General features: G+C 49.5%; 23 protein-coding genes and 1 pseudogene. 23 read left to right on the top strand and 1 reads right to left on the bottom strand.

Annotated elements, in window-relative coordinates:
* Nucleotides 1-31: 31 nt before the first annotated feature.
* The 7 genes and pseudogenes from HMPREF1508_RS01020 (at nucleotide 32) to HMPREF1508_RS01050 (ending at nucleotide 6,003) form a co-directional block, all read left to right on the top strand.
* Nucleotides 32-676 (top strand): guanylate kinase, encoded by a 645-nt coding sequence (locus HMPREF1508_RS01020; RefSeq protein ID WP_044958627.1) that lies wholly within the window; start codon nucleotides 32-34, stop codon nucleotides 674-676.
* Nucleotides 640-1,632 carry a DNA polymerase III subunit delta' gene (holB, locus tag HMPREF1508_RS01025; RefSeq protein ID WP_044958629.1) on the top strand — a complete coding sequence of 331 codons (993 nt, stop codon included), beginning with the start codon at nucleotides 640-642 and terminating at the stop codon, nucleotides 1,630-1,632. Before HMPREF1508_RS01020 ends, holB begins: the two co-directional genes overlap by 37 nt.
* A gap of 3 nt (nucleotides 1,633-1,635) precedes the next feature.
* Nucleotides 1,636-2,535: pseudogene (locus HMPREF1508_RS10775) on the top strand (PSP1 domain-containing protein); the annotation flags it as partial.
* Nucleotides 2,536-3,120: 585 nt separating this feature from the next.
* The gene (locus tag HMPREF1508_RS01035; protein WP_242834471.1) at nucleotides 3,121-3,975 is read left to right on the top strand and encodes a tRNA1(Val) (adenine(37)-N6)-methyltransferase; all 855 of its coding nucleotides are present in this window, start codon (nucleotides 3,121-3,123) and stop codon (nucleotides 3,973-3,975) included.
* Nucleotides 3,951-4,799, top strand: coding sequence for a 16S rRNA (cytidine(1402)-2'-O)-methyltransferase (gene rsmI, locus HMPREF1508_RS01040; RefSeq protein ID WP_044958630.1), 849 nt, complete (start codon nucleotides 3,951-3,953; stop codon nucleotides 4,797-4,799). Before HMPREF1508_RS01035 ends, rsmI begins: the two co-directional genes overlap by 25 nt.
* 73 nt (nucleotides 4,800-4,872) lie before the next feature.
* Entirely contained in the window at nucleotides 4,873-5,703 is an 831-nt protein-coding gene (locus HMPREF1508_RS01045; RefSeq protein WP_198015536.1) for an NAD-dependent deacylase, read from the top strand.
* Between the two features lie 75 nt (nucleotides 5,704-5,778).
* The gene (locus HMPREF1508_RS01050; RefSeq protein WP_006906561.1) at nucleotides 5,779-6,003 is read left to right on the top strand and encodes a DUF951 domain-containing protein; all 225 of its coding nucleotides are present in this window, start codon (nucleotides 5,779-5,781) and stop codon (nucleotides 6,001-6,003) included.
* On the opposite strand, the gene HMPREF1508_RS01055 is transcribed toward HMPREF1508_RS01050, so the two are convergent.
* A complete protein-coding gene (locus HMPREF1508_RS01055) occupies nucleotides 6,000-6,581 on the bottom strand; it encodes a hypothetical protein (RefSeq protein ID WP_156923151.1) in 582 nt (193 codons plus the stop codon). The genes HMPREF1508_RS01050 and HMPREF1508_RS01055 overlap by 4 nt on opposite strands.
* Before the next feature lie 288 nt (nucleotides 6,582-6,869).
* Here HMPREF1508_RS01055 and HMPREF1508_RS10615 point away from each other — a divergent pair, with 288 nt between their 5' ends.
* From HMPREF1508_RS10615 to HMPREF1508_RS01125, 16 genes are all read left to right on the top strand, one after another.
* The gene (locus tag HMPREF1508_RS10615) at nucleotides 6,870-6,995 is read left to right on the top strand and encodes a hypothetical protein (protein ID WP_278244570.1); all 126 of its coding nucleotides are present in this window, start codon (nucleotides 6,870-6,872) and stop codon (nucleotides 6,993-6,995) included.
* A 4-nt stretch (nucleotides 6,996-6,999) separates the two neighbouring features.
* A complete protein-coding gene (locus HMPREF1508_RS01060) occupies nucleotides 7,000-8,253 on the top strand; it encodes an ATP-binding protein (protein ID WP_044958636.1) in 1,254 nt (417 codons plus the stop codon).
* 148 nt (nucleotides 8,254-8,401) lie between these two features.
* Nucleotides 8,402-8,692 carry a 30S ribosomal protein S6 gene (gene rpsF, locus HMPREF1508_RS01065; protein ID WP_006906557.1) on the top strand — a complete coding sequence of 97 codons (291 nt, stop codon included), beginning with the start codon at nucleotides 8,402-8,404 and terminating at the stop codon, nucleotides 8,690-8,692.
* A 38-nt stretch (nucleotides 8,693-8,730) separates the two neighbouring features.
* Complete coding sequence (locus tag HMPREF1508_RS01070; protein ID WP_006906556.1) at nucleotides 8,731-9,177, top strand: single-stranded DNA-binding protein; 447 nt, start codon at nucleotides 8,731-8,733, stop codon at nucleotides 9,175-9,177.
* 13 nt (nucleotides 9,178-9,190) lie between these two features.
* Nucleotides 9,191-9,421: a 30S ribosomal protein S18 gene (gene rpsR / locus HMPREF1508_RS01075; protein WP_044958638.1), complete on the top strand. Its 231-nt coding sequence runs from the start codon at nucleotides 9,191-9,193 to the stop codon at nucleotides 9,419-9,421.
* Nucleotides 9,422-9,549: 128 nt separating this feature from the next.
* Nucleotides 9,550-10,734 (top strand): galactokinase, encoded by a 1,185-nt coding sequence (locus tag HMPREF1508_RS01080; protein WP_044958639.1) that lies wholly within the window; start codon nucleotides 9,550-9,552, stop codon nucleotides 10,732-10,734.
* A gap of 19 nt (nucleotides 10,735-10,753) precedes the next feature.
* Entirely contained in the window at nucleotides 10,754-10,801 is a 48-nt protein-coding gene (locus HMPREF1508_RS10845; protein WP_443018241.1) for a hypothetical protein, read from the top strand.
* Nucleotides 10,802-10,976: 175 nt separating this feature from the next.
* Nucleotides 10,977-11,495 (top strand): transposase, encoded by a 519-nt coding sequence (locus HMPREF1508_RS01085; protein ID WP_084640157.1) that lies wholly within the window; start codon nucleotides 10,977-10,979, stop codon nucleotides 11,493-11,495.
* Between the two features lie 201 nt (nucleotides 11,496-11,696).
* Nucleotides 11,697-13,385 (top strand): sensor histidine kinase, encoded by a 1,689-nt coding sequence (locus HMPREF1508_RS01090; protein ID WP_198015534.1) that lies wholly within the window; start codon nucleotides 11,697-11,699, stop codon nucleotides 13,383-13,385.
* Nucleotides 13,382-14,416 carry a response regulator gene (locus HMPREF1508_RS01095; protein ID WP_044958643.1) on the top strand — a complete coding sequence of 345 codons (1,035 nt, stop codon included), beginning with the start codon at nucleotides 13,382-13,384 and terminating at the stop codon, nucleotides 14,414-14,416. The genes HMPREF1508_RS01090 and HMPREF1508_RS01095 overlap by 4 nt, the downstream gene beginning before the upstream one ends.
* 115 nt (nucleotides 14,417-14,531) lie before the next feature.
* Nucleotides 14,532-15,422, top strand: coding sequence for an ABC transporter permease (locus HMPREF1508_RS01100; RefSeq protein WP_044958645.1), 891 nt, complete (start codon nucleotides 14,532-14,534; stop codon nucleotides 15,420-15,422).
* Between the two features lie 10 nt (nucleotides 15,423-15,432).
* Nucleotides 15,433-16,317 carry a carbohydrate ABC transporter permease gene (locus HMPREF1508_RS01105; RefSeq protein ID WP_044958646.1) on the top strand — a complete coding sequence of 295 codons (885 nt, stop codon included), beginning with the start codon at nucleotides 15,433-15,435 and terminating at the stop codon, nucleotides 16,315-16,317.
* A 33-nt stretch (nucleotides 16,318-16,350) separates the two neighbouring features.
* Entirely contained in the window at nucleotides 16,351-18,072 is a 1,722-nt protein-coding gene (locus HMPREF1508_RS01110; RefSeq protein ID WP_049906798.1) for an extracellular solute-binding protein, read from the top strand.
* 117 nt (nucleotides 18,073-18,189) lie between these two features.
* Nucleotides 18,190-19,161 carry a sugar phosphate isomerase/epimerase family protein gene (locus HMPREF1508_RS01115; protein ID WP_044958648.1) on the top strand — a complete coding sequence of 324 codons (972 nt, stop codon included), beginning with the start codon at nucleotides 18,190-18,192 and terminating at the stop codon, nucleotides 19,159-19,161.
* Nucleotides 19,162-19,191: 30 nt separating this feature from the next.
* Nucleotides 19,192-20,247, top strand: a complete 1,056-nt coding sequence (locus HMPREF1508_RS01120; RefSeq protein WP_044958650.1) for a Gfo/Idh/MocA family protein — start codon at nucleotides 19,192-19,194, stop codon at nucleotides 20,245-20,247.
* Nucleotides 20,248-20,376: 129 nt separating this feature from the next.
* Nucleotides 20,377-21,255 carry a sugar phosphate isomerase/epimerase family protein gene (locus tag HMPREF1508_RS01125; protein ID WP_044958652.1) on the top strand — a complete coding sequence of 293 codons (879 nt, stop codon included), beginning with the start codon at nucleotides 20,377-20,379 and terminating at the stop codon, nucleotides 21,253-21,255.
* Nucleotides 21,256-21,310: the final 55 nt, after the last annotated feature.

Raw genomic sequence — 21,310 nt, forward strand, 5'->3', positions numbered from 1 at the left:
GAAAGACGAAGGGAGAGAGTAGAAGGAAATTATGGCTGAGATTTTCTGTATTCTGGGCAAGTCCGCCTCAGGTAAGGACAGTATTTATAAGAAGCTGCTGGAGGATCCGACGCTTGATTTGACGCCGGTCATTCCCTATACCACGCGTCCGATGCGGGAGGGGGAGAGAGAAGGCGTCGACTATCATTTCGTTGATCAGAGAGGAATGCAGGACCTGATCGATGCCGGCAGGGTTATTGAGCGGCGCAGTTATCAGACCATGTGCGGGGAGTGGAGCTATTTCACCGCAGATGACGGCAGCATAGACTTGATCAGCCATGATTATCTTCTGATTACGACGCCGGAGGCCTATCATAAGATACGATCCTACTTTGGAGAGAAAGCGGTCAGTGATATCTATGTCTGGCTGGACGACGGGGAGCGGCTGGCCAGAGCTCTGGCCAGGGAGAGGCAACAGGAAGAACCCAGGTACGCGGAGCTCTGCCGTCGATTTCTGGCGGACCAGGAGGATTTCTCGGAGGAGAGATTGCGCCGGGCCGGGATCAGTCATCGCTTTGAAAATCTTGACCTGGAGGAGACAAAAAGGCAGATCGCCGCTTTTATTCGGGGACAGGCGGCGGGGAGTGAGAGAAGGAAGTTATGCGGTTTGCGGACATCATCGGACAGGAAGAACTGAAAGGGCATTTACAGAATGCCCTGCAAAATCAGAAGGTCTCTCATGCCTATATCATCAGCGGAGAGGAGGGATCCGGGAAGCGGATGCTGGCGGAGGCCTTCGCGCAGACCCTGCTCTGCGAGGAGAAGGGGGCGGATGCCTGCGGGCACTGCCATCACTGTCGGCAGACCATGAGTCACAATCAGCCGGATATTATCTACCTGACCCATGAGAAGCCGGCTACCATCTCCGTGGATGATATTCGCAGCCAGATCAACAGCGACATCGTTATCCGGCCCTACAACAGCGATTACAAGGTCTATATCGTCGATGAGGCGGAGAAGATGAATGAGCAGGCGCAGAATGCTCTCTTGAAGACGATCGAGGAGCCGCCCTCCTATGCGGTTATTCTCCTGCTGACGACGAATGCCCAGGCCTTCCTTCCGACCATTCGCTCCCGCTGTATCCTGCTGGAGACAAAGCCGGTGCCGGATGCTCTCGTGCGCGGGGAGCTCATGAAGCGCTACGAGATACCGGACTATCAGGCGGATATGAGTGTGGCCTTCGCCCAGGGAAATATGGGAAAGGCCATTGCTCTGGCCCAGTCCCAGGAATTTGCCGATCGCAAGGAGATGGTCCTCTCTCTGATCCGGCATATTTCCGAGATGACCTATGCGGACCGGATCGCCTGGATTCGTGAGATGGAAGAGAAGAAGGAGCCCCTGACGGATTATCTGGACCTGCTCATGGTCTTCTACCGCGATGTGCTATTATATAAGGCGACAGGACAGGCCGACAGACTGATCTTCGCCGATCAGGTCTATCAGGTCAAACGCCTGGCGGACGGGCTTTCTTACCGGCATTTGGAGGAGATCTTCGAGGGGGTCGAATCCTGCCGAAGGAAGGATGCCGCGAACGTGAATACAGACTTAATTCTGCAGCAGCTCATGGAGCGCATGCGGGGAGAACGGAGATAGAATATGGCAAGCATTACAGGTGTGCGCTTTCGAGGCACCGGTAAGATCTATTATTTTTCCCCGGGTGACCGGGATTTAAAGATCGGTGATCAGGTCTTGGTGGAGACAGCCAGAGGCAGGGAACTGGGGGAGATTCGCATGAATCCCCGGCAAATTCCTGACGACAAGATCCAGCATCCGGTCAGAGAGATCATCCGCAAGGCGACGGAAGATGACCTGGCACGGAAGGAGCAGAACCGGGAGAAGGAGAAAGAGGCTTTTGCCATCTGCAAGAAGAAAATCCGTGAGCACGGGCTGGAAATGAAGCTGGTAGACGCGGAATACACCTTCGAAAACAGCAAACTGCTCTTCTATTTCACGGCGGAAGAGAGAGTGGACTTCCGCAGCCTGGTTCGGGATCTGGCCTCTGTCTTTCACACCAGAATTGAGCTGCGCCAGATTGGCGTCCGCGATGAGACCCGCATTATGGGAGGGATCGGACCCTGCGGCAGAGAACTCTGCTGCAAATCCTGGCTGACGGACTTCGTTCCGGTCTCCATTAAGATGGCCAAGGAGCAGAGTCTGTCCTTAAATCCCGGCAAGATCTCCGGCCTCTGCGGCAGGCTTATGTGCTGCCTGAAAAACGAGGAGGATACCTACGAGTATCTCAATGCCAAGATGCCCCGTGTCGGCGATATTGTCACGATTCCGGACGGGCAGGAGGGCTATGTTCAGAATATCAATGTCCTCCGCCAGACCGCCAGGGTCGTCGTTGAAAATGCCGATGAGAAAGACATCGCGGAGTATCCGGCGGAGGAGCTGACCTTTGTGGCGCACAGGGGGCGCAGGAAGCCGGGCAGCCGGGCTGATAGAGACAGGACCGAGGACCGGGAGAATCGAGAGCAAAGGGGAAACCGCAGTCAGGCAGGAAGAGGTTCGGCAGAAGACAGACAGGCAAAAAGAACTTTGCAGGAGAGCTCGGAGAAGCAGGAATCCGACAGCAGAGAGCAGAGGAACTTTTCTGACCAGGACAGGCGGGAAAACCATGCCAAAGAGGGCCGGCGGAGCAGGGGGAATCGCCCCGAGAAGAGCAATCGCATGCGGGAAGGCGCCGGGACAGGCAGACGGAGAAACCAGAATCCCGATGGGGGATATTCCCGCGGTGACCGGCGCGGCGGACAGGAAAAGGCCTATCCGGACAGGGGAGGCCAGAAAAGAGAGCAGGCCGGCGGAGCGGGTCCAAAGAGATATGACGAATCCGCGCGGGGGTCACGCGATCCGGGAGGGACGAACAGACCGAGCGCGAACGGAGGCTATTCCAGGAGCGCTTACAGGCGCAGGCAGGAGAGCGGAGACGAAGAGTAAGATAAAAGCGGCCGCTGAGGGATTTGCTATAGTGTAGTCGAAGCCGCGGGGGATGCAGGGACGGAAGGCAAATGCAGAGGTTACGGAAGGATCTGATCCAGTGTAGCCAAAGCCGCGGGAGAGAGAATAGAGACAGGAAGTAAGATGGAGCGTTGGCAGCAGGAGCTTGTTCATGAGGGCGAGCGGGCGGACAGCCTGGATCGAAAAGGCTATCAGATCATTCAGAGCCCCAGTCGCTTTTGCTTTGGGATGGATGCGGTCCTTCTGGCGGCATTTGCCAATAATAAGGAGGGCGACAGGGTTCTGGACCTTGGAACCGGCACCGGTGTCATTCCGATTCTGATGGAAGCCAGGTATGGAAGGGCGGAATACAAGGCGCTTGAGATTCAGGCGGATTCCTGTGATATGGCCCGGAGAAGCGCCCGTCTCAACGGCCTGGAAGACCGCATTGAGATTGTGGAGGGAGATTTGAAGCGGGCCCACGAGATCTTCGGCCCGGCCTCCTTTGATGTGGTCACCTGCAATCCTCCCTATATGACAAATAAGCATGGTCTGACCAATCCATCGGGTCCCATGGCCATTGCCAGGCATGAGCTGCTCTGTTCCCTGGAGGATGTGGTTCGGGAGACGGCCAGGCTATTGAGGCCCGGCGGCCATTCTTATTTTGTCCATAGGCCCTTTCGCCTGGTGGAGATCATGACTCTGATGCACGATTATGGACTGGAGCCAAAGCGCATGCGCCTGGTTTATCCCTACGCGGACCGGGAGCCCAATATGGTTCTGCTGGAGGGGGTCAGAGGGGGACGAAGCTGGCTTAAGGCGGAGCCGCCTCTGGTGATCTATCGGGAGCAGGGCATATACACGGATGAGGTGAAGAAGCTCTATTTTGATGCGCACATGCCAGATCACAGTGCGCATGCGCCTGAGCAGGCTGTGGATTTGCCGGGACAGTCTTGTAGAAAGAGGAGTGAGCAATGGCAGGATGTCTCTATCTGGTAGCAACGCCCATCGGAAATCTTGAGGATATGACCTACCGGGCGGTCCGTGTCTTACAAGAGGCGGACCTGATCGCGGCGGAGGATACGCGCGATTCCATGAAGCTCCTGCGGCATTTCGAGATCCACACTCCCATGACGGCCTATCACGAGTTCAACAAGATCGACAAGGCCAGGGTCCTGATCGGGAAAATGCGCGCGGGCGCGACCATCGCCTGTATCACGGACGCGGGGACGCCCGGGATCTCTGATCCGGGGGAGGAACTGACCCGCATGTGCTATGAGGCGGGGATTTCGGTCTATGCCATCCCCGGTCCCGCGGCAGTCATCACGGCAGTAACTTCTTCCGGCCTGCCCTGCAGGCGCTTCGCCTTCGAGGCGTTTCTTCCCAGAGATAAGAAGGAAAAGAAGAGAATCCTGGAGGAGCTGAGGAGCGAATCCAGAACCATGGTTATTTACGAGGCTCCGCATCGTCTCAGGCAGACCCTGGCGGACCTGGCAGAGGCCCTTGGCCCGGAGAGAAAGCTGACCGTTGCCAGGGAGCTGACCAAGAAGCACGAGGAGAAAGCGCGGATGACCCTGGGGCAGAGCCTGGACTATTACCGCAAGAGGGAGCCCCGCGGCGAGTATGTTCTGGTCATCGAGGGCAAATCCTGGGAGGAGACGGATTCTGAGGATCGGGCCCGCTGGGAGGAGATGGATATGGACAGCCATATGCAGATCTATCTGGATCAGGGACTGGACAGAAAGGAGGCCATGAAGGCAGTGGCCAGGGATCGGGGAATTCCAAAGAGAGAGGTCTACGCGGCCCTGCTGAAGGAGACTTGACAGGCCGGCGCGGAGGCTGAAGAAACAAATATCAGGAAGTCTCGGGAAGGAGTGCGATATGAGCGAGCAAAATCTGGAGGAGAAGATCAGGAGCTTGCAGGCGCTGATCGACGGCGCCTCTAAGATCGTCTTCTTCGGCGGAGCAGGAGTCAGCACAGAGAGCGGGCTCAAGGATTTCCGCAGTCAGGACGGTCTCTATCACGAGCACTACAAGTATCCGCCGGAAACGATCCTAAGTCATTCCTTTTTCATGCGTCAGCCGGAGGACTTCTATCGTTTCTACTTTGATAAGCTGCTTGTGGGCGGCCTTGCGGCTCCGAAATCGTCCGGACAGACCGGATTACCTGCCGGGGGAGAGCGGTTGTCTGGGGTCATCGAGCCAAACGCCGCTCACAAGAAGCTGGCGGAGCTGGAGGCCGCAGGCAAGCTGTCCGCTGTCATCACCCAGAACATCGACGGGCTGCATCAGCGGGCTGGCAGCAGGAAGGTATTCGAACTGCACGGGTCGATTCACCGGAATCACTGTATGTCCTGCGGACATTTCTTCGATGGAGAATATCTGCTGGCGCACAGGGACGCTGAGAAGCCTGTCCCTCACTGCCCTGTCTGCGGGGGAATCATCAAGCCGGATGTGGTTCTCTATGAGGAGGGCCTGGATCAAGCGGTGATCAATGGCGCGCTGGAGGCGATCGAGGAGGCGGACCTTCTCATCATCGGGGGAACCTCTTTGACGGTATATCCGGCAGCTGGTTTCATCCGCTATTATCGAGGGAATCATCTGGTTCTGATCAACCGGGACGCCACTGGACAGGACGAGCTGGCGGATCTGGTGATCCACGGCTCCATCGGGGAGATTCTGGGAAAGATCAGGGTATCGAAAGCGTCCGAGGTCCGCGCGCTTTGAGCGGATTCGCGGGATGGAGATAGCCGCGAGTTTGACGAGCAATGGCTCTGGCAAAAACAGATGAGGAGAGCATGTATGCCCATGGATTTGCGTGTCGGTGACATTGTCACCATGAAAAAGCCCCATCCCTGCGGGAGCAAGGACTGGAAGCTTCTGCGGGTGGGGGCGGATATTCGCATGGAATGTCTGGGATGCGGGCATTTGCTCATGCTGCCCAGAAACAAGGTGGAAAAAAACATACGGAAGGTGAAGGAACAGAGAAAGCCCCTTGTTGCCGATCGGGGAAGGGCGGAAGTTTAAGAGGTCTTTTTGATGGATACAAGAGATTCTACAGCATCTCCGTGAAATGAATACCAGTATTCAAAGCTGACATCGTCTCCTGCTTCAATGGTTGCCAGAGCTTGATTGTCTTTTGAGGATAGAAGAGTGATAGTTTTTTCTGAAGTCTGTATTTTGATCAGCGTTTTATTGTTGGAGATATGAATCACTCGTCCGCTGTCATGTAAAAGCTTCTGGACGGAATGAAGAGGGATAGGACTCTCGCCCCTTGCATTATAAAAAAAGGAAAATCGAATACAATCCCCAGGTTGAAGCTTTTCCAGGACAGATCCCGGCTGTGTGTAGGAAAGAGTGCAATTATGCTGATCGGGGGAGAGGATGTCATCTGCTTCGCTTTCATCCAAGCAGACATGCAGTTGCCTTTGCTTTAAATCCACAGAAAGAAGAGCGGCGGTTCTGTTACATAGGAGATCTCCGTTGTCACCGCTTCTATGATCTTGAGGGACAGAAGCCTTTTGCTTTTTTGATGAAATGAAAATAATAGAGGCGATCGCAAGAAAACCAATCGCAGTTATCGCAAAGAAAATTTTTTTATTCATGGAATCATGTTCCCGTGTAATCAGTAAAATACGCATAGTCTAGATTTACATATCTAACGTTTCCGGTATCCCAGCCATCACATACCATAAGCGTGTGCAAGCGGCTCTGATCTCATAGATAAAGAATATTTGAGTTTGACGCAAAATAACAGCCCCAAAATCTATGACTCGATGGGTGTAAAATAAAAGAGATAGCTGTCTTTGGCATTTTTTGAGGGAAAAGTCCCGCATCCTGCCCTATAGGAGATACATCTTCGAAGTGTGAGCAGGCATGAAAAATGAACTCTAATGGATAAAAATGCGTCAAAACGCAAAAATCTCTCACAGAATATTGGCAATGAATTGCTGGCGGCCTATAATGGCAGTGGAGAAAAATGCGGATTGACGCATTTTTATATCATAGAAACAAGGTGAGATCATGGAAATACGCAGAGATATTTATCTTGAAAAACTGATTTCAAAAAAGAACAATGGACTGATTAAGGTTGTAACGGGTGTGCGCAGATGTGGGAAATCCTACCTGCTGTTTAATCTGTTCAGCGATCACCTGAAGGAAGAAAAGGTGAGAGCGGATCACATCATTGAAATGGCGTTTGATTCCTTTGAGAATAGGAAGTATCGCGATCCGGAAGTATTGTATCCGTATCTGATGGAGAAGATTCAGGATGAACAGATGTATTATGTTCTTCTGGACGAAGTACAGCTGCTGGATGACTTTGAATCTGTTCTGAACAGTCTCGTCCGAAAAAAGAATGTGGATGTCTATGTGACCGGCAGCAATGCAAAGTTTCTATCCAAAGATATCATCACCGAATTTAGAGGCCGTGGCGATGAGGTGCATATGTACCCGTTGACTTTCGCAGAGTATATGAGCGTATATCCCGGAGATAAAAACGATGCATGGCGGGATTATGTGATCTATGGAGGTCTGCCGCTGATATTCTCTTTCAATACGTCGGATCAGAAAGCGGATTTCTTGAAATCCCTGTTTAAGGAGACCTATATCTCTGATATCATCGGAAGGAATAAAGTACGTAACAAAGTAGAACTGGAAGAACTGCTGAATATCCTGTCCTCTGCCATCGGCTCTCTGACCAATCCCAGTAAGCTGTCGGCCACCTACAAAAGCGTAAAGAATAAAACCATCAGTCAGACTACAATCAAACGCTATATTGACTATCTATGCGATTCTTTCCTGATCGACAGTGCGATCCGCTATGATGTGAAGGGAAAGAAATATATAGATACTCCGGCAAAGTATTATTTCACCGATCTGGGGCTGCGCAATGCACGATTGAATTTCCGGCAGGTGGAAGAAACTCATGCCATGGAAAATATTATCTTCAATGAACTTAAGGTTAGAGGATTCAATGTTGATGTCGGCGTCATACCGATCAATGAAAAGGACAAGAACGGCAAGAATATCAGAAAACAGTTGGAAATTGATTTTGTCTGCAATAAGGGGTCAAAGCGGTATTATATCCAATCGGTGTTCGCCATGCCGGATGCGGCAAAGAAACAGCAGGAACAGCGCTCCCTTCTTCTGACCGGCGACGGGTTCAAGAAGATCATCATTACGAAGGATGTACTGGCTCCGCTGTACAATGAGGAAGGTGTGCTGGTAATGAGTGTCTTTGACTTCCTGCTTGATCTGGACAGTCTGGAAAAGTAAAACGCGGCCACGTGGTGCCGCGGCGCATAAACTGGCTCTTGCGACCTGTTGACTACCATGCTAAAATATCAATTCGTGGTATATGTAAATATTCCTTGCTCCGGGGCATGAGCGCCGGGGCCACAAGACCAGAAGGAGGTTAGACGCAATGGCAAAGTATGAATTAGCACTCGTTGTTAATGCTAAGATCGAAGATGATGCCAGGGCAGCTGTCGTCGAGAAGGCGAAGGGTTATATCACCCGCGCCGGCGGCACTGTGACAGATGTAGAGGAGAAGGGTAAGCAGAAGCTTGCTTACGAGATCCAGAATATGGGTGAGGCCTTCTACTACTACATTCAGTTTGAGGCGGAGACCAGTGTTCCCGCTCAGCTGGAAGGCGATATCCGCATCATGGATTATGTTCTTCGCTTCTTATTTGTTCGCAAGGACGAGCAGTAATTAGCACAGCGGAGGATTCGCTGTAGATAGGAGATCAGATGAATAAACTCATTCTTATGGGACGCTTGACAAGAGATCCCGAGGTTCGTTACGGCGGCGCCAATAACAATGCGATTGCCAGATTTTCCATCGCCGTAGACAGAAGATTCAAGCGCGATGGTCAGCCCACCGCGGATTTCTTCAATTGCACGGCCTTCGGCAAGCTCGGAGAGTTCGTTGAGAAGTATCTCCGCAAGGGAACAAAGATCGTATTAGACGGCGAGATTCAGAACGACAATTACCAGAATAAGGAAGGTCAGATGGTCTACGGCTTCCAGGTCATCGCGAACAACATTGAATTCGCGGAGTCCAAGGCCGCAGCCCAGCAGAACGGTTCTTATGCCGGCGCTGATCTGGGAACGCCGCAGCAGGCTCCGACCACAGATGCAGGGGACGGATTTATGAACATCCCTGATGGCATTGAAGAGGAGCTTCCATTTAACTAGAGGAGGTTAAGTCATGGCTTTTAATAGAAGACCCGCACATAGAAGAAGAAAGGTCTGCGTATTCTGCGGCAGTGAGGCTGCCATCGATTACAAGGACGCCAATCAGCTGCGCAAGTATGTCTCAGAGAGAGGGAAGATCCTTCCCCGCCGTATTACCGGCACCTGCGCAAGACATCAGAGAGCACTGACTTCCGCGATCAAGCGTGCGCGTCATCTCGCAATCATGCCCTACGTTGAGGACTGATTGTAAGCGATTTTGCAAAAAAGAGAGTCTCTTCGGCCCGGCCGGGAGGCTCTTTTTCATTGCCAATTTTCAGAGAGATGTGTAGAATTTACTTGATGTCAGCGGAAGCAGAAAGAGGGAAGAGGGGAATGGAGCAGAAAAAGTTACAGGAGAAGTTTGAGGATCTCTTCGGGGCAGGCGGCGATATCCGGGGATATTTCTCCCCCGGCCGCGTCAACCTGATCGGAGAGCACACGGATTATAATGGCGGACATGTCTTCCCCTGTGCTCTGACCATCGGGACCTATGGAATCGCCAGAAAGAGAGAGGATTCCAAGATCCGCTTCTACTCCTTGAATATGGAAGACCGCCCGCCGATGGAGGCGGACTTATCCGATTTGTCCTATCGGGAGGAATACGGCTGGGCCAACTATCCCCTGGGCGTGGTCTGGGCCATGGGTAAGGTCAAGGGGCTGACGCTTACGACCGGATTTGATATGGCTGTTTACGGGAATATCCCCAATGGGTCAGGTCTCTCTTCCTCTGCCTCGCTGGAGGTTTTGACCGGGGTGATCGTCAGAGATCTCTTCGGATTTGATTCTTTGACCAATATCGATCTGGCCCTGGTCGGCCAGTACTCTGAGAACAATTTCAACGGCTGCAACTGTGGCATTATGGATCAGTTTGCCGTCGCAATGGGGAAGAAGGACGCAGCCATTTTCCTGGACTGCTCCGACCTGTCCTACGAATACGCTCCGATTGCTCTGCCGGATGCCAAGATCTTGATTACGAATTCCAAGGTTAAGCATTCCCTGGTGGATTCGGCCTACAATGACCGAAGAGAAGAGTGCGCCAGGGCGCTGAGCATGCTGCAGGTGGAGCTGGATATTGAAGCCCTGGGCGAGCTGAGCCAGGAGGAGTTTGAAGAGCATGCAGACCTGATTTGGGATCCTGTCTGCCGCAGAAGAGCGAAGCATGCGGTCTATGAGAACCAGAGGACCATCCGGGCGGTTGAGGCTCTCAAGTCAGGACAGATCGAGATGTTCGGGCAGCTGATGAATGCTTCTCATATTTCGTTACGAGATGACTACGAGGTCTCCTGTCGGGAGGTCGACATCCTCGTGGATGAAGCCTGGAAGATTCCCGGCGTCATTGGCAGCCGGATCACCGGCGGGGGCTTTGGCGGCTGCACGGTCAGCCTGGTAAAGAACGACGCCATTGATCCGTTTATTGACCGGGTCGGAAGCGCCTACAGGGAGAAGACCGGGATCGAAGCCGAGTTCTATGCGGTAGAGATCGGCGACGGAGCGAGAAGGGTAACATTGCCTGAATGACGCCGAGACTGCATACTATATTGATGTACAGGCGAGAATCAGCAAGAAACTGCTTGAAGTGCAGTAAATCTACGAGATGGACCATGTCCTAGAATAAAGTTGGGGCGAAGATATCCGGCTGATATCTTCGCCCCAACACTTGACTTAGAGCCATTGCTTCATTTTGCTCAGCTGCGACTAACTTTCATGTCGCAGGCTGATATTTACCGGATGATAATCCCTAATCTACGCATCATTATCCGATTCTTTGGACAGATGCCCTTTACGAGGATGTTCGCATCAATGGACATATCGTCAGTGAAGCGATCATCGTCGTCTGTGGTGTAGATGAACACGGAAAGCGTGATATCCTGGCGCATATTCCTCAGAAGCAGAAGAAATCATTTGCTTCCGAGTTGAAATCCATCTGGCTGGCTCCAGATGATAGCGTTGCACGAGAACGTGCCAATGCCCTGATGGGCAAATATGAATCCAGATATCCACAAGCAATAAGGTGCCTGGAGGAAGGTTTCGAAGATTCACTTATATTCTATAGTTATCCCGAGCTGGATCAGAGAAAAATCTCGTCCAGCAGCATGATAGAACGGCTGAATCGTGAGATCCGGCGGCGTACCAGCATGGTCGGAATCTTCCCGAATGAATCCTCGTATGTCAGACTGGTGACAGCCTATCTGATGGAATACGCAGAAGATAGGTCATCATCCAGGGCATATATCAAAGAGGAGTCAATGTCGGCCCTGTTACCAAAGGAAGCCGCTTAGTCATTCTGACGTGAGTCTGAAGGCTTTTGCGAACATTACTTGACACTATCTATATTCTTGTGTAACTCTATTATTTTAACTGATAAGGAAGGGCTTTATAGAGAATAGGTGTTGTGGATGCTAGGCAAAACGATTGTTTGGAAAAAAAGAAAATCAACGCTCAGAATGCGGCTCATCCAAGTACTGATGCTGTGTGGAGGAATGAGTCTATTGGCAGTAGGGATCGTATCTTATATGACGATACGGATGATACAGAATAACAGACTGTTGGACAGCATGAGGATCTATGTGGATCAAATGACGCAGAATACGGATAATGCGTATTTCGATATTCTCAACATTGCCAGTCAGATGGGACCAAACGGTTTGATCGGCACAGTGCTGGAAACATATTTGGATGCAAACGACAAGTATGAGAAATATATGGGACAGAAGTCTTTGCGTACTGAATTGATCCGGCTTGGATATATCAACCTCAAGTTGGTAGGAGCAAATTATTTTGACTCGGCAAAGGGAACGCCGATCGTCAGGCATCTGACTTTTAGGGATGTGGGGAAGTCATATATCGGCAATCCGGAAATCCTGCAAAGTGCCGGTAACCGTATCCATTCCATACATCCGTCCAAGTTATCCAATCCGCAAACGTTCGTATGTTCTGCGGAGCGGAGGGACTCTTTTGGAACGGGAAATCTTGTGGATACATATGTGGAGATTGAAGTCCCTACCGATCTGACGGGTCACTCCGAGAAGAAGGGACCGTATACCATTTTGCAGATGGATGAGAAGGGCTTTGTTAAATTCAGCAACAATCCTGTGATCGTGCAGGGGCAAAGATTGTCTGTGGGCGGAATGGACAGATCCTCTTACAAGGTGATCGAGAGAGAGGGATTTAAAATACTCCTGTATCGCAGCAAGATCGGATATGTAAACGGGGTGGCAGTTCCGGATAACCTGTACAAGAAAGACATTAACCGTTGGTGGGGCAAAATTTTTTTCGTCATTATAGGAACCTTTTGTATTTTTTTGATTTCGGTCGTCTACCTATATCGTCTCGTATGTATCCCTCTGAACAGCTTTCGAAAGCAGATGATACGCATCGGAACCGGGCAGTTTGATGAGAGAAGGAAAGCTTTTGAGATTGAGGAATTCGACTCTTTGATGCAGGAGATCGATCAGATGAGAAATCAGATCGAAAATCTGATCCATGGTATTGTAGAGAAGGAGAAGAATATCCAAAGAACATCGTATGAGAAATTATTGTATCAGATCAATCCGCATTTTTTGCTTAACACACTCAATTCCGTTCAATGGATGGCGCAGATGAAAAAACAAAAAGAAATCGGAGACTTTGTACAGAAACTCAAAGTATTGCTTGCATATAATCTCGGGAAGGAAGGGGCGGCGACAACCTTGCGCGAAGAAATCCGCATATTGGAGAAATATGTGGCGCTGCAGCAGGTGAGATATGATTTTATCTTTGAAATAAATGTGGAGGAAGGAAAGTATTTGGATCAGCCGACGGTACGGATGCTCCTCCAGCCGTTGGTAGAGAATGCGATCCGTTACGGCCTGGGAGATGAAGAGCGGATCCGGATGCAAGTGTTCTGGGATAAGAAGCGTTCCCATACGGTCATTACGATACAGGACAGCGGTCAGGGGCTTTCCGAAAAGGAGATCCGGGAGATCAACGAACCATTTGACTATGATGTGGAAAGCAGGGAGACAGAGAATCGGGGGATCGGACTGCGTTATGTGAAAGCGGTCCTTAGCTCATTCTACGAGGGAGAAACGAGCCTGTTTGTGAACAGCAAGAAAGGCGAAGGAACAAAGATAACGATACTCCTGCCATTTTCGACTGACAAAGGGAGGGAAAGGAGAGAACAGAAGTGAAGGTTTTAGTTGTAGATGATGATAAGCTTGCAAGGAAGGGGCTGATCGCCGTAATGGAATGGGAAAAGTACGGTTTCCGGCTAGAGGGAGACGTACAAAACGGCAGAAAGGCGCTGGAATTTTTAGATTCCCACGATGTGGACATTGTTTTCACAGACATTGATATGCCCGAGATGGACGGATTGACCTTGATGCAGGAATGCAAAAAGCGCTATCCCAACGTGCAATTCGTTATCTTTTCCATGTATGAAGATTTCCGGTATGCACAGACCGCGATCAGAATGGGAGCGTTGGATTACATATCGAAGATCAGCTTTGATGTAGAGGAGTGCGGGCAGATCCTTCAAGGAATTCAAAAAAAATATTTGGAGACGGAAAGAAAGGCTGGCGCGGTCTCACAGAAGAATGACAGCTTGTCGGAGGGGGATGGAAAAATTTTCCATGATCTTGAAAACGAATGGATGTCCTCCGTGTGGCTGTTCGATGACGACAGCTTTGCCGAACTTTCGGAAAAAACAAGACAGCTAAGCTTGCGGAGCGCGGAGCGGATATTTATCAAAAGCCTTTACCGTTTTCATCAGATGCTTGGAAGACAAAGAGAACAGTTCCCGGTATTGAATGATGTGGATGAGATGCTTCGGTGGATAGACCAATGGAGACAGCAACTCTACGAAGAATGCGAGGACATGAAAAATAAAGATGACATCCACACGTTTGCTTACGTGATCAAGTATGTGAAAGCGAACGTAAGTGAAAATATCAAGTCTGAGGATGTAGCGGATCGAATCGGAATGAGCAGAAGCTACTTTAGTACCCGTTTTCGGGAAATGACGGGGGAAACCTTTCACAGCTTCCTGATCGGACAGAAGTTAAGGGAGGCAAAAAGACGTATTGAAGAAGGAACGGACAGTATCACAATGATCGCATCCGACCTTGGCTACGATCATTTTCACTATTTTACGAAGATGTTTTTGAAGCAGTATGGATGTACGCCAAGTGAATACAGAGAGTCAAAAAAATGTTCGAAATAATTCGGACATTTTTTTTGCGGGAAAAAAGATGCGATAAACAAAAAACAGATCGGTCTTTTGACATTTCCAGAAACAACAGATACTTGTTCTATCAAAGGGAAAGGAGGAGAAATGAATGTACATTAAAAGATTTGTCAAACACTATTATATTATGCTGATACCGGCTCTGTTATGGCTCTTTTTTTTCAGTATTGTTCCGATGTTCGGCATCGTTATGGCATTTCAGGACTACAACCCGGGGAAGGGAATTCTCCATTCTAAATTTATAGGGTTCGGCAACTTCACCTACATGTTCCAAATGAACGACGTCAAGCAGGTGCTGGCAAATACGGTGGTTATAGCAGTGGGAAAGATCATAGGAAATATCATCGTTCCTCTTGTATTTGCGATCTTGTTCAATGAGCTCTGTCTGAAGAGGCTGAAAAGACCGATCCAAACGATCGTCTATCTTCCGTATTTCTTGTCATGGGTCATACTGGCAAAGATCGTGCTGAACATTTTCGGTTATACCGGACCGATCAATCAGCTCATTGGGCTGTTCCACGGAAAAGCAATCAATTTCTTCGGAGAGCCGAAGCTCTTTCAGCCGATGATCATTGGCACGGATATTTGGAAGGGATTTGGGTATAATGCGGTCGTTTACTTGGCGGCGATCCTCGGAGTGGATCAAAATTTATATGAGGCTGCGGCGGTAGACGGAGCGGGGAGATGGAAGAGAATATGGCACGTAACACTGCCGGGCATTCGGACAACGGTCGCTCTGCTGGCGATCCTTTCCCTTGGGAATATCTTAAATGCCGGTTTTGATCAAATTTACAATCTGTATAATCCGCTCGTATATTCTACAGGAGATATTATAGACACTTGGGTATACAGGGCAGGCTTACAGAATTTACAGTTTTCTCTTGCTACGGCAGTGGGATTGCTGAAATCGGTAGTCAGTGTCTTTCTGATCGTTATCGGATACAAGCTGGCAGATCGGTTTACGGGATATAAAATTTTTTAGGAGGAGCGTCATGGTAGAGAACAGAGGAATCGGATCAAAAATATTTGATGTAGTGAACGTTGTCATTCTCGTTGGCATTACGCTGCTTTGCATACTTCCGGTCTGGTACGTGCTTTGTGTCTCGTTGAGCAGCAAGGAGGCGGTCAGCGCCGGACAGGTCGCCTTTTGGCCGGTAGGCTTCAATATATTGTCCTATAAAAAGATATTGTCAGAGCAAGGCTTTTTGACTTCTTTTCTTGTTTCGATCAAGCGAGTCGTGCTTGGAACGGCGGTAAGTATGATCTGCATCCTGCTTGCGGCATATCCGTTGTCAAGGACGAAGAAGCAGTTTCCGGGAAGAGACAAGGTCATGTGGATCTTTATTTTCTGCATGCTTTTTAACGGAGGTACAGTACCATGGTACATCACGATGAAAAGCTATCACTTGATGGACAGTATATGGGGCCTCGTCCTCGGAATGGGGCTTCAGGTGTTCAATGTAATTCTTGCGGTGAACTTCTTCAAAAACCTGCCTGTGGAGCTTGAGGAAGCGTGCTTTGTGGATGGAGGAGGACCATGGGAATGTATGTTTTTCATTTTTCTGCCGTTGGCAAAGCCGATGATCGCAACGATCTCTCTTTTTACGATCGTTACCTACTGGAATGAGTTTTTCCAAGGAATGGTGCTGAGCACAAAGCAGTCCAGCTATCCGCTTCAGACATATATCCAGCAGATGGTTGTAACATTGGATTTTTCCTCGATGAACGCGGATCAGATCGCGCAGGCGATGAAGCTGAACAATCTTTCACTGGATGCGGCGAAAATATTTGTGGCGATGATCCCGGTACTGATCGTTTATCCGTTTTTACAAAAGTATTTTGTTTCAGGAATTACCCTTGGATCCGTGAAGGGTTAAGCCATATCATATTACAAAATAAGGAGGATGTATATGAAAGGTAAGAAGACAATGAAAAAATTGATCGCCGTAACCGGAGCGGCAGCGATGGCTGTAACATTGCTCGGCGGCTGCGGCGCAAAGAAGGAGAAGGAGGAGCAAAGTGCCGTGAGGGAAGAAGCGGCAGGGACGGCGAAGGAAGATTTGCCCTTGGCAAAATATGAAAAGCCGGTGACAGTGCACTTGGGAGGAAAGATGAACCCGAACGCCAAGCTCCCGGCAGGGATGTCCTATGAAAAAAATCCGTACATCGATATGCTCCAAAAGGATCTGAATATCAACGTTGTTTACGACTGGGTAGCTTCTCAGTCCGACTGGGATGAAAAGATGAGTCTTTGCATCGGAAGCAATACGATACCGGAGCTGATGAGTGTGAACGCGACACAATATCGTTCTATGTTGAAATACGATTTGATCCAGCCGCTTGATAAATATTATGACGACTATGCTTCGGATGCCTTGAAAAGCTATGTGAAGTCGGGCGGTGAGGAGCTGCAGAAGGTGATCACCAACGATAAGGGTGAGATGATGGCAATTCCTGCCCCCAATCTTATCTCAGGCGGCATCAATGAAATGTGGATTCGGCAGGATTGGCTGGATGCTCTCGGACTTCAGGCGCCGAAAACATGGGATGATATGATCAAGGTTGCGCAGGCGTTTGTCACGCAAGATCCGGACGGGAACGGACAAAATGATACGATCGGTATTTTAGGACCCGGAAATTCAGATCACTTAAACGGGATCGGAGGAAATCAGTTCGGTCTTGATCCTTTATTCAGCAGCTTCCAGTCGTACCCGCAATATTGGCTGAAAGGAAAGGATGGGAAGGTACAGTACGGTTCTATCCTTCCGGAGACAAAGAAGGCACTGGAGAGTATTTCCAAGTTGTACGCGCAAGGGTTGATCGATCCGGAAATGCTTGTAAGAAATGACAGCAAGGAGCCTCTTCTTGCAGGAAAGGTCGGCATTTTCTTCGGACCGTGGTGGTGTGCATACACCTTTGCCGATACGACCTTATCAGGATCGGCTGACTGGAGAGCATATTTTGCACCACTGTCCACGGATAATAAATTTTATACGCACATGGCAGAACCGACAAGCCAGTTTGTCGTGGCAAGCAAGGACTGCAAAAATCCGGAGGCTGCATTTAAGATCATCAACTATATCATTAAGAACGAGCAGCAGTGGGTAGCGGATGGAGTCACATCCACAGAGATGGGAACGGCAGACTTCTATCCTCTGTATAATACATATGACAATGCAAACGAGATTGAAACTTCCTATGATATTTTGACTAAGTATCTGGAAGGAAAGACAAAAATTGAGGACGTGGACTTCTCCACACATAAGCTTCTGAAAAGTGATATGGAGGCGATCACACAGTTAAAGAAAGAGCCTTATGATGATTTCAGCCTCAAAAATTGGAATTTGGACAGTGATTTGGCAAAAGGAAATCTTCCGAGACTTGTTGCGATCATGGTAGGCGCCGCACCTCTTGTAAAAGACAAGTATGAGCCGGTTTACAATGCTTACAACGGACAGACGGAGACAATGTCTGCGAAATGGTCTAACTTGAAGAAGATGGAAGAAGAGACCTTTGCAAAAATCATTATGGGGAAGGCGGACATCAGCGAATTCGATAAATTTGTAGCGAACTGGAAGAGTCAGGGCGGAGATCAAATACTTAAGGAGATCAACGCAGAGTTAAAGAAATAGCAGGAAGCGGACGTTTCAAAACGGGCGGGAGCAAAAAAACGGAGACCCGATACCTTTACAAAAGGTGGGTACCGCACAGCTCCTGCCTGTTTTATTCAAAGGACAAGGAGGACAACTATGAAGCTAGGCGTATTATCAGTAGCTTTAGGTGAAAAGACATTGGAGGAAGCCTGCCGGTGGTTGAAGGCAAGAGATGTGGATATGATCGAGATTGGAACAGGCGGATACCCGGGGAAGAGCCATTGTGATCCGAAGATCTTACTGGAGGATGAAGAGCAGTTCCGGATATTTGTGGATACCTTGAAGGAATATGACCTTCAGGTCAGTGCATTAAGCTGCCACGGAAACATGGTCCATCCGGACGAGGAGACGGCAAAAATGTTCAGAAACGATTTTATTGCAACTTTGCAGCTAGCGGAGAAAATGGGAGTTCATATCATCAATACATTTTCGGGCTGCCCGGGAGGATCGGAGAAGGATGCGACGCCAAACTGGGTGACGTGCCCGTGGCCGGACGATTTTTCAGACATCCTCCGCTACCAGTGGGAGGATGTGCTGATCCCGTTTTGGGCGGAGTATACGAAGCTTGCGGAGCAGTTCGGAGTTGACAAAATTGCTCTTGAAATGCACCCGGGATTTTGTGTTTACAATACAAAAACCTTGTTAAGACTTCGCAAGGAGGTAGGATCCGCCATTGGAGCCAATTTTGATCCGAGCCATTTGATATGGCAGGGGATGGATCCGGCTCAATGTATTCGCGAGCTTGGAAAGGAGAATGCGATTTTTCACTTTCATGCAAAGGATACGAGGGTCAATCCGTATGAGACGGCGAAAAACGGCGTACTCGATACGGAGCATTATCAAAAGGAGCTTGAACGCTCATGGATCTTCCGTACAGTTGGTTACGGGAACGGAGAGGAGTACTGGAGAAATATTTTGTCGGAGCTGCGCCTTGCCGGATACGATCATGCGGTCAGCATTGAGCATGAGGATAGCCTGATGTCCGGAGAGGAAGGGCTTGACAAGGCGATCCGGTTCTTAAATCGTATACTGATCCGTGAAAAACGAGGCGAAATGTTCTGGGCGTAGCTGACAACAGGAAGGGATAAGGATAGACAGATGGAAGGAGAAAAAGTAGTATACGGACTCATCGGATATGGCGGAATGGGAGGGTGGCATGCCGAGCTGCTCTCAAAAATGGAAGAGATCGTTTTCGCCGGAATATGGGATATTAAGGAGGAAGCAAGAGAGAGGGGGCTCAATCATCGTTTTCACGTGTATGAGAGTGAGGAAGCGTTGCTCTCAGATAAGAAAATTGATGTGATCCTTGTGGCAACGCCGAACGATCAGCATCTTCCGATCGCAAGGCGTGGAGTCATGGCGGGCAAACATGTCGTTTTGGAAAAGCCTGCCGTACTGTCTTCGGAGGAGCTGCAGGAGTTAGTAATGCTGCGGAGGATATACGGGAAAATCATTACCGTTCATCAAAACCGAAGATGGGATGACGACTATCTGACTGTAAAAAGGATATGCAAAGAAAAAAAGCTCGGAGAAATTTATCGGATCGAAAGCAGAGTACACGGTTCCAGAGGAATTCCGGGAGATTGGAGGCAGATGAAGGAGCACGGAGGAGGCATGGTGCTGGACTGGGGCGTTCACCTTCTCGATCAAATCCTTCTTCTGACAGAAGGAAACGCTTTGAGATCCGTGTACGCCACGTTGACAAATGTGACAAACAAAATCGTGGACGACGGCTTTTGCGCGACTCTTTTGTTTGAAAACGGGCTGCAGGCTGTAGTGGAAGTCGGCACCAGTAATTTTGTCTCTCTTCCCAGATGGTATGTACTTGGCGAAAACGGGACGGCAGTTGTGGAAGACTGGGATCTGAGCGGAAGAATGGTGCTTGCAACGGGAGTGAATGAAAAAGATGTTGTGCCGGTGAGAACAGCGGCAGGTCTGACAAAAACGATGGCTCCGAGACGGGAGGATACGATCCATACTGTCTCACTTCCGGTGGAAAGAGGAGAAGTGATTGAGTTTCACAAAAACGTCGCCCGATCCGTGCTTGGACAGGAAGAACCGATCGTTACACTGGATCAAGTGGGCAAAGTCATCCGCGTAATGGAGGCGATCTTCCAATCAGCAGAGAAAAATCAAGTTGTTTTCTTTTCCTGACAAACGGGGCAGAGACAGCATGGGGGCATATCGGAAGAACAACGGCACATCGGGGCGATAGTAAAATGGCATCACGGCAAAGAATGTGTAAGGAGTACAAGCGTGCAGTAAACAAAGGAGGAGGCTTTCATGAAGCAAATAAAAATCGGCACATGTATACCGGGAAATAAAGCTGATATATTTTTGGAAAATATGAAGGATAAAGGATTCGAGACGTTTTCTATTAACTTTCACATGGAGCTGGAAGGAACGGATCTTGAGAAGCTGGCAGAGAAAGCAAACAGGATACTGGAAAACAGCGATGCGAAGGTGTCAACGATCGGCTATTATTGCAATCCGATCCAGTATCCGGAGCACAGGAAAAACTTGGAATATGTAATCGCAAATGCGCCCAAATTCGGAGCAACTTGTGTAAGCACGTTTGCAGGAGCTTACGAGGGCAAGCCGGTGGATGCGTCATTTGACGAGTTTGGAAAGGTTTTTCGGGAACTGGCGGATATGGCGGAGGAAAAGGGAGTAAAGCTTGGAATTGAAAATTGCCTCATGGACGGATCATGGCTGAGTGCCACATGCAATATCGGATTTCATCCGGATGCGTGGGAGGTGATGTTCAGGGAAGTTCCAAATGAAAATTTCGGGTTGGAATGGGAGCCGACGCATCAGATGGTGCAACTGATCGATCCGGTTGCACAGTTGAGAAAATGGTGTAAAAAAATTGTTCACATCCACGGAAAGGACGCGACGATCGACCGGAGCGGGATAAAGACAAACGGAATATTCGGAAAGTCGCCCTTTGTATGGCATCGACTTCCCGGCTTCGGAGATACAAACTGGACGGATGTGATCTCCATTCTTCGTCAGAACGGATATGAGGACGACATTTGCATCGAAGGATACCATGATCCGGTTTACAGCGGAGAGTGGGAAATGACAGGACAGCTTCATTCCCTGCAATATTTGAAATGGTGCAGAGGCGGAGAATTCGCGGCAAATCCGTGGGAGAAATAAAGGCTGCCTTATCGGAGAAAGAAAATCAAGATTGATTTACAGGGTAACCTGTAGG

It is taken from the genome of Shuttleworthella sp. MSX8B (assembly GCF_000524295.1).
In the GTDB taxonomy this organism is placed as follows: Bacteria; Bacillota; Clostridia; order Lachnospirales; family Lachnospiraceae; genus Shuttleworthia; species Shuttleworthia satelles.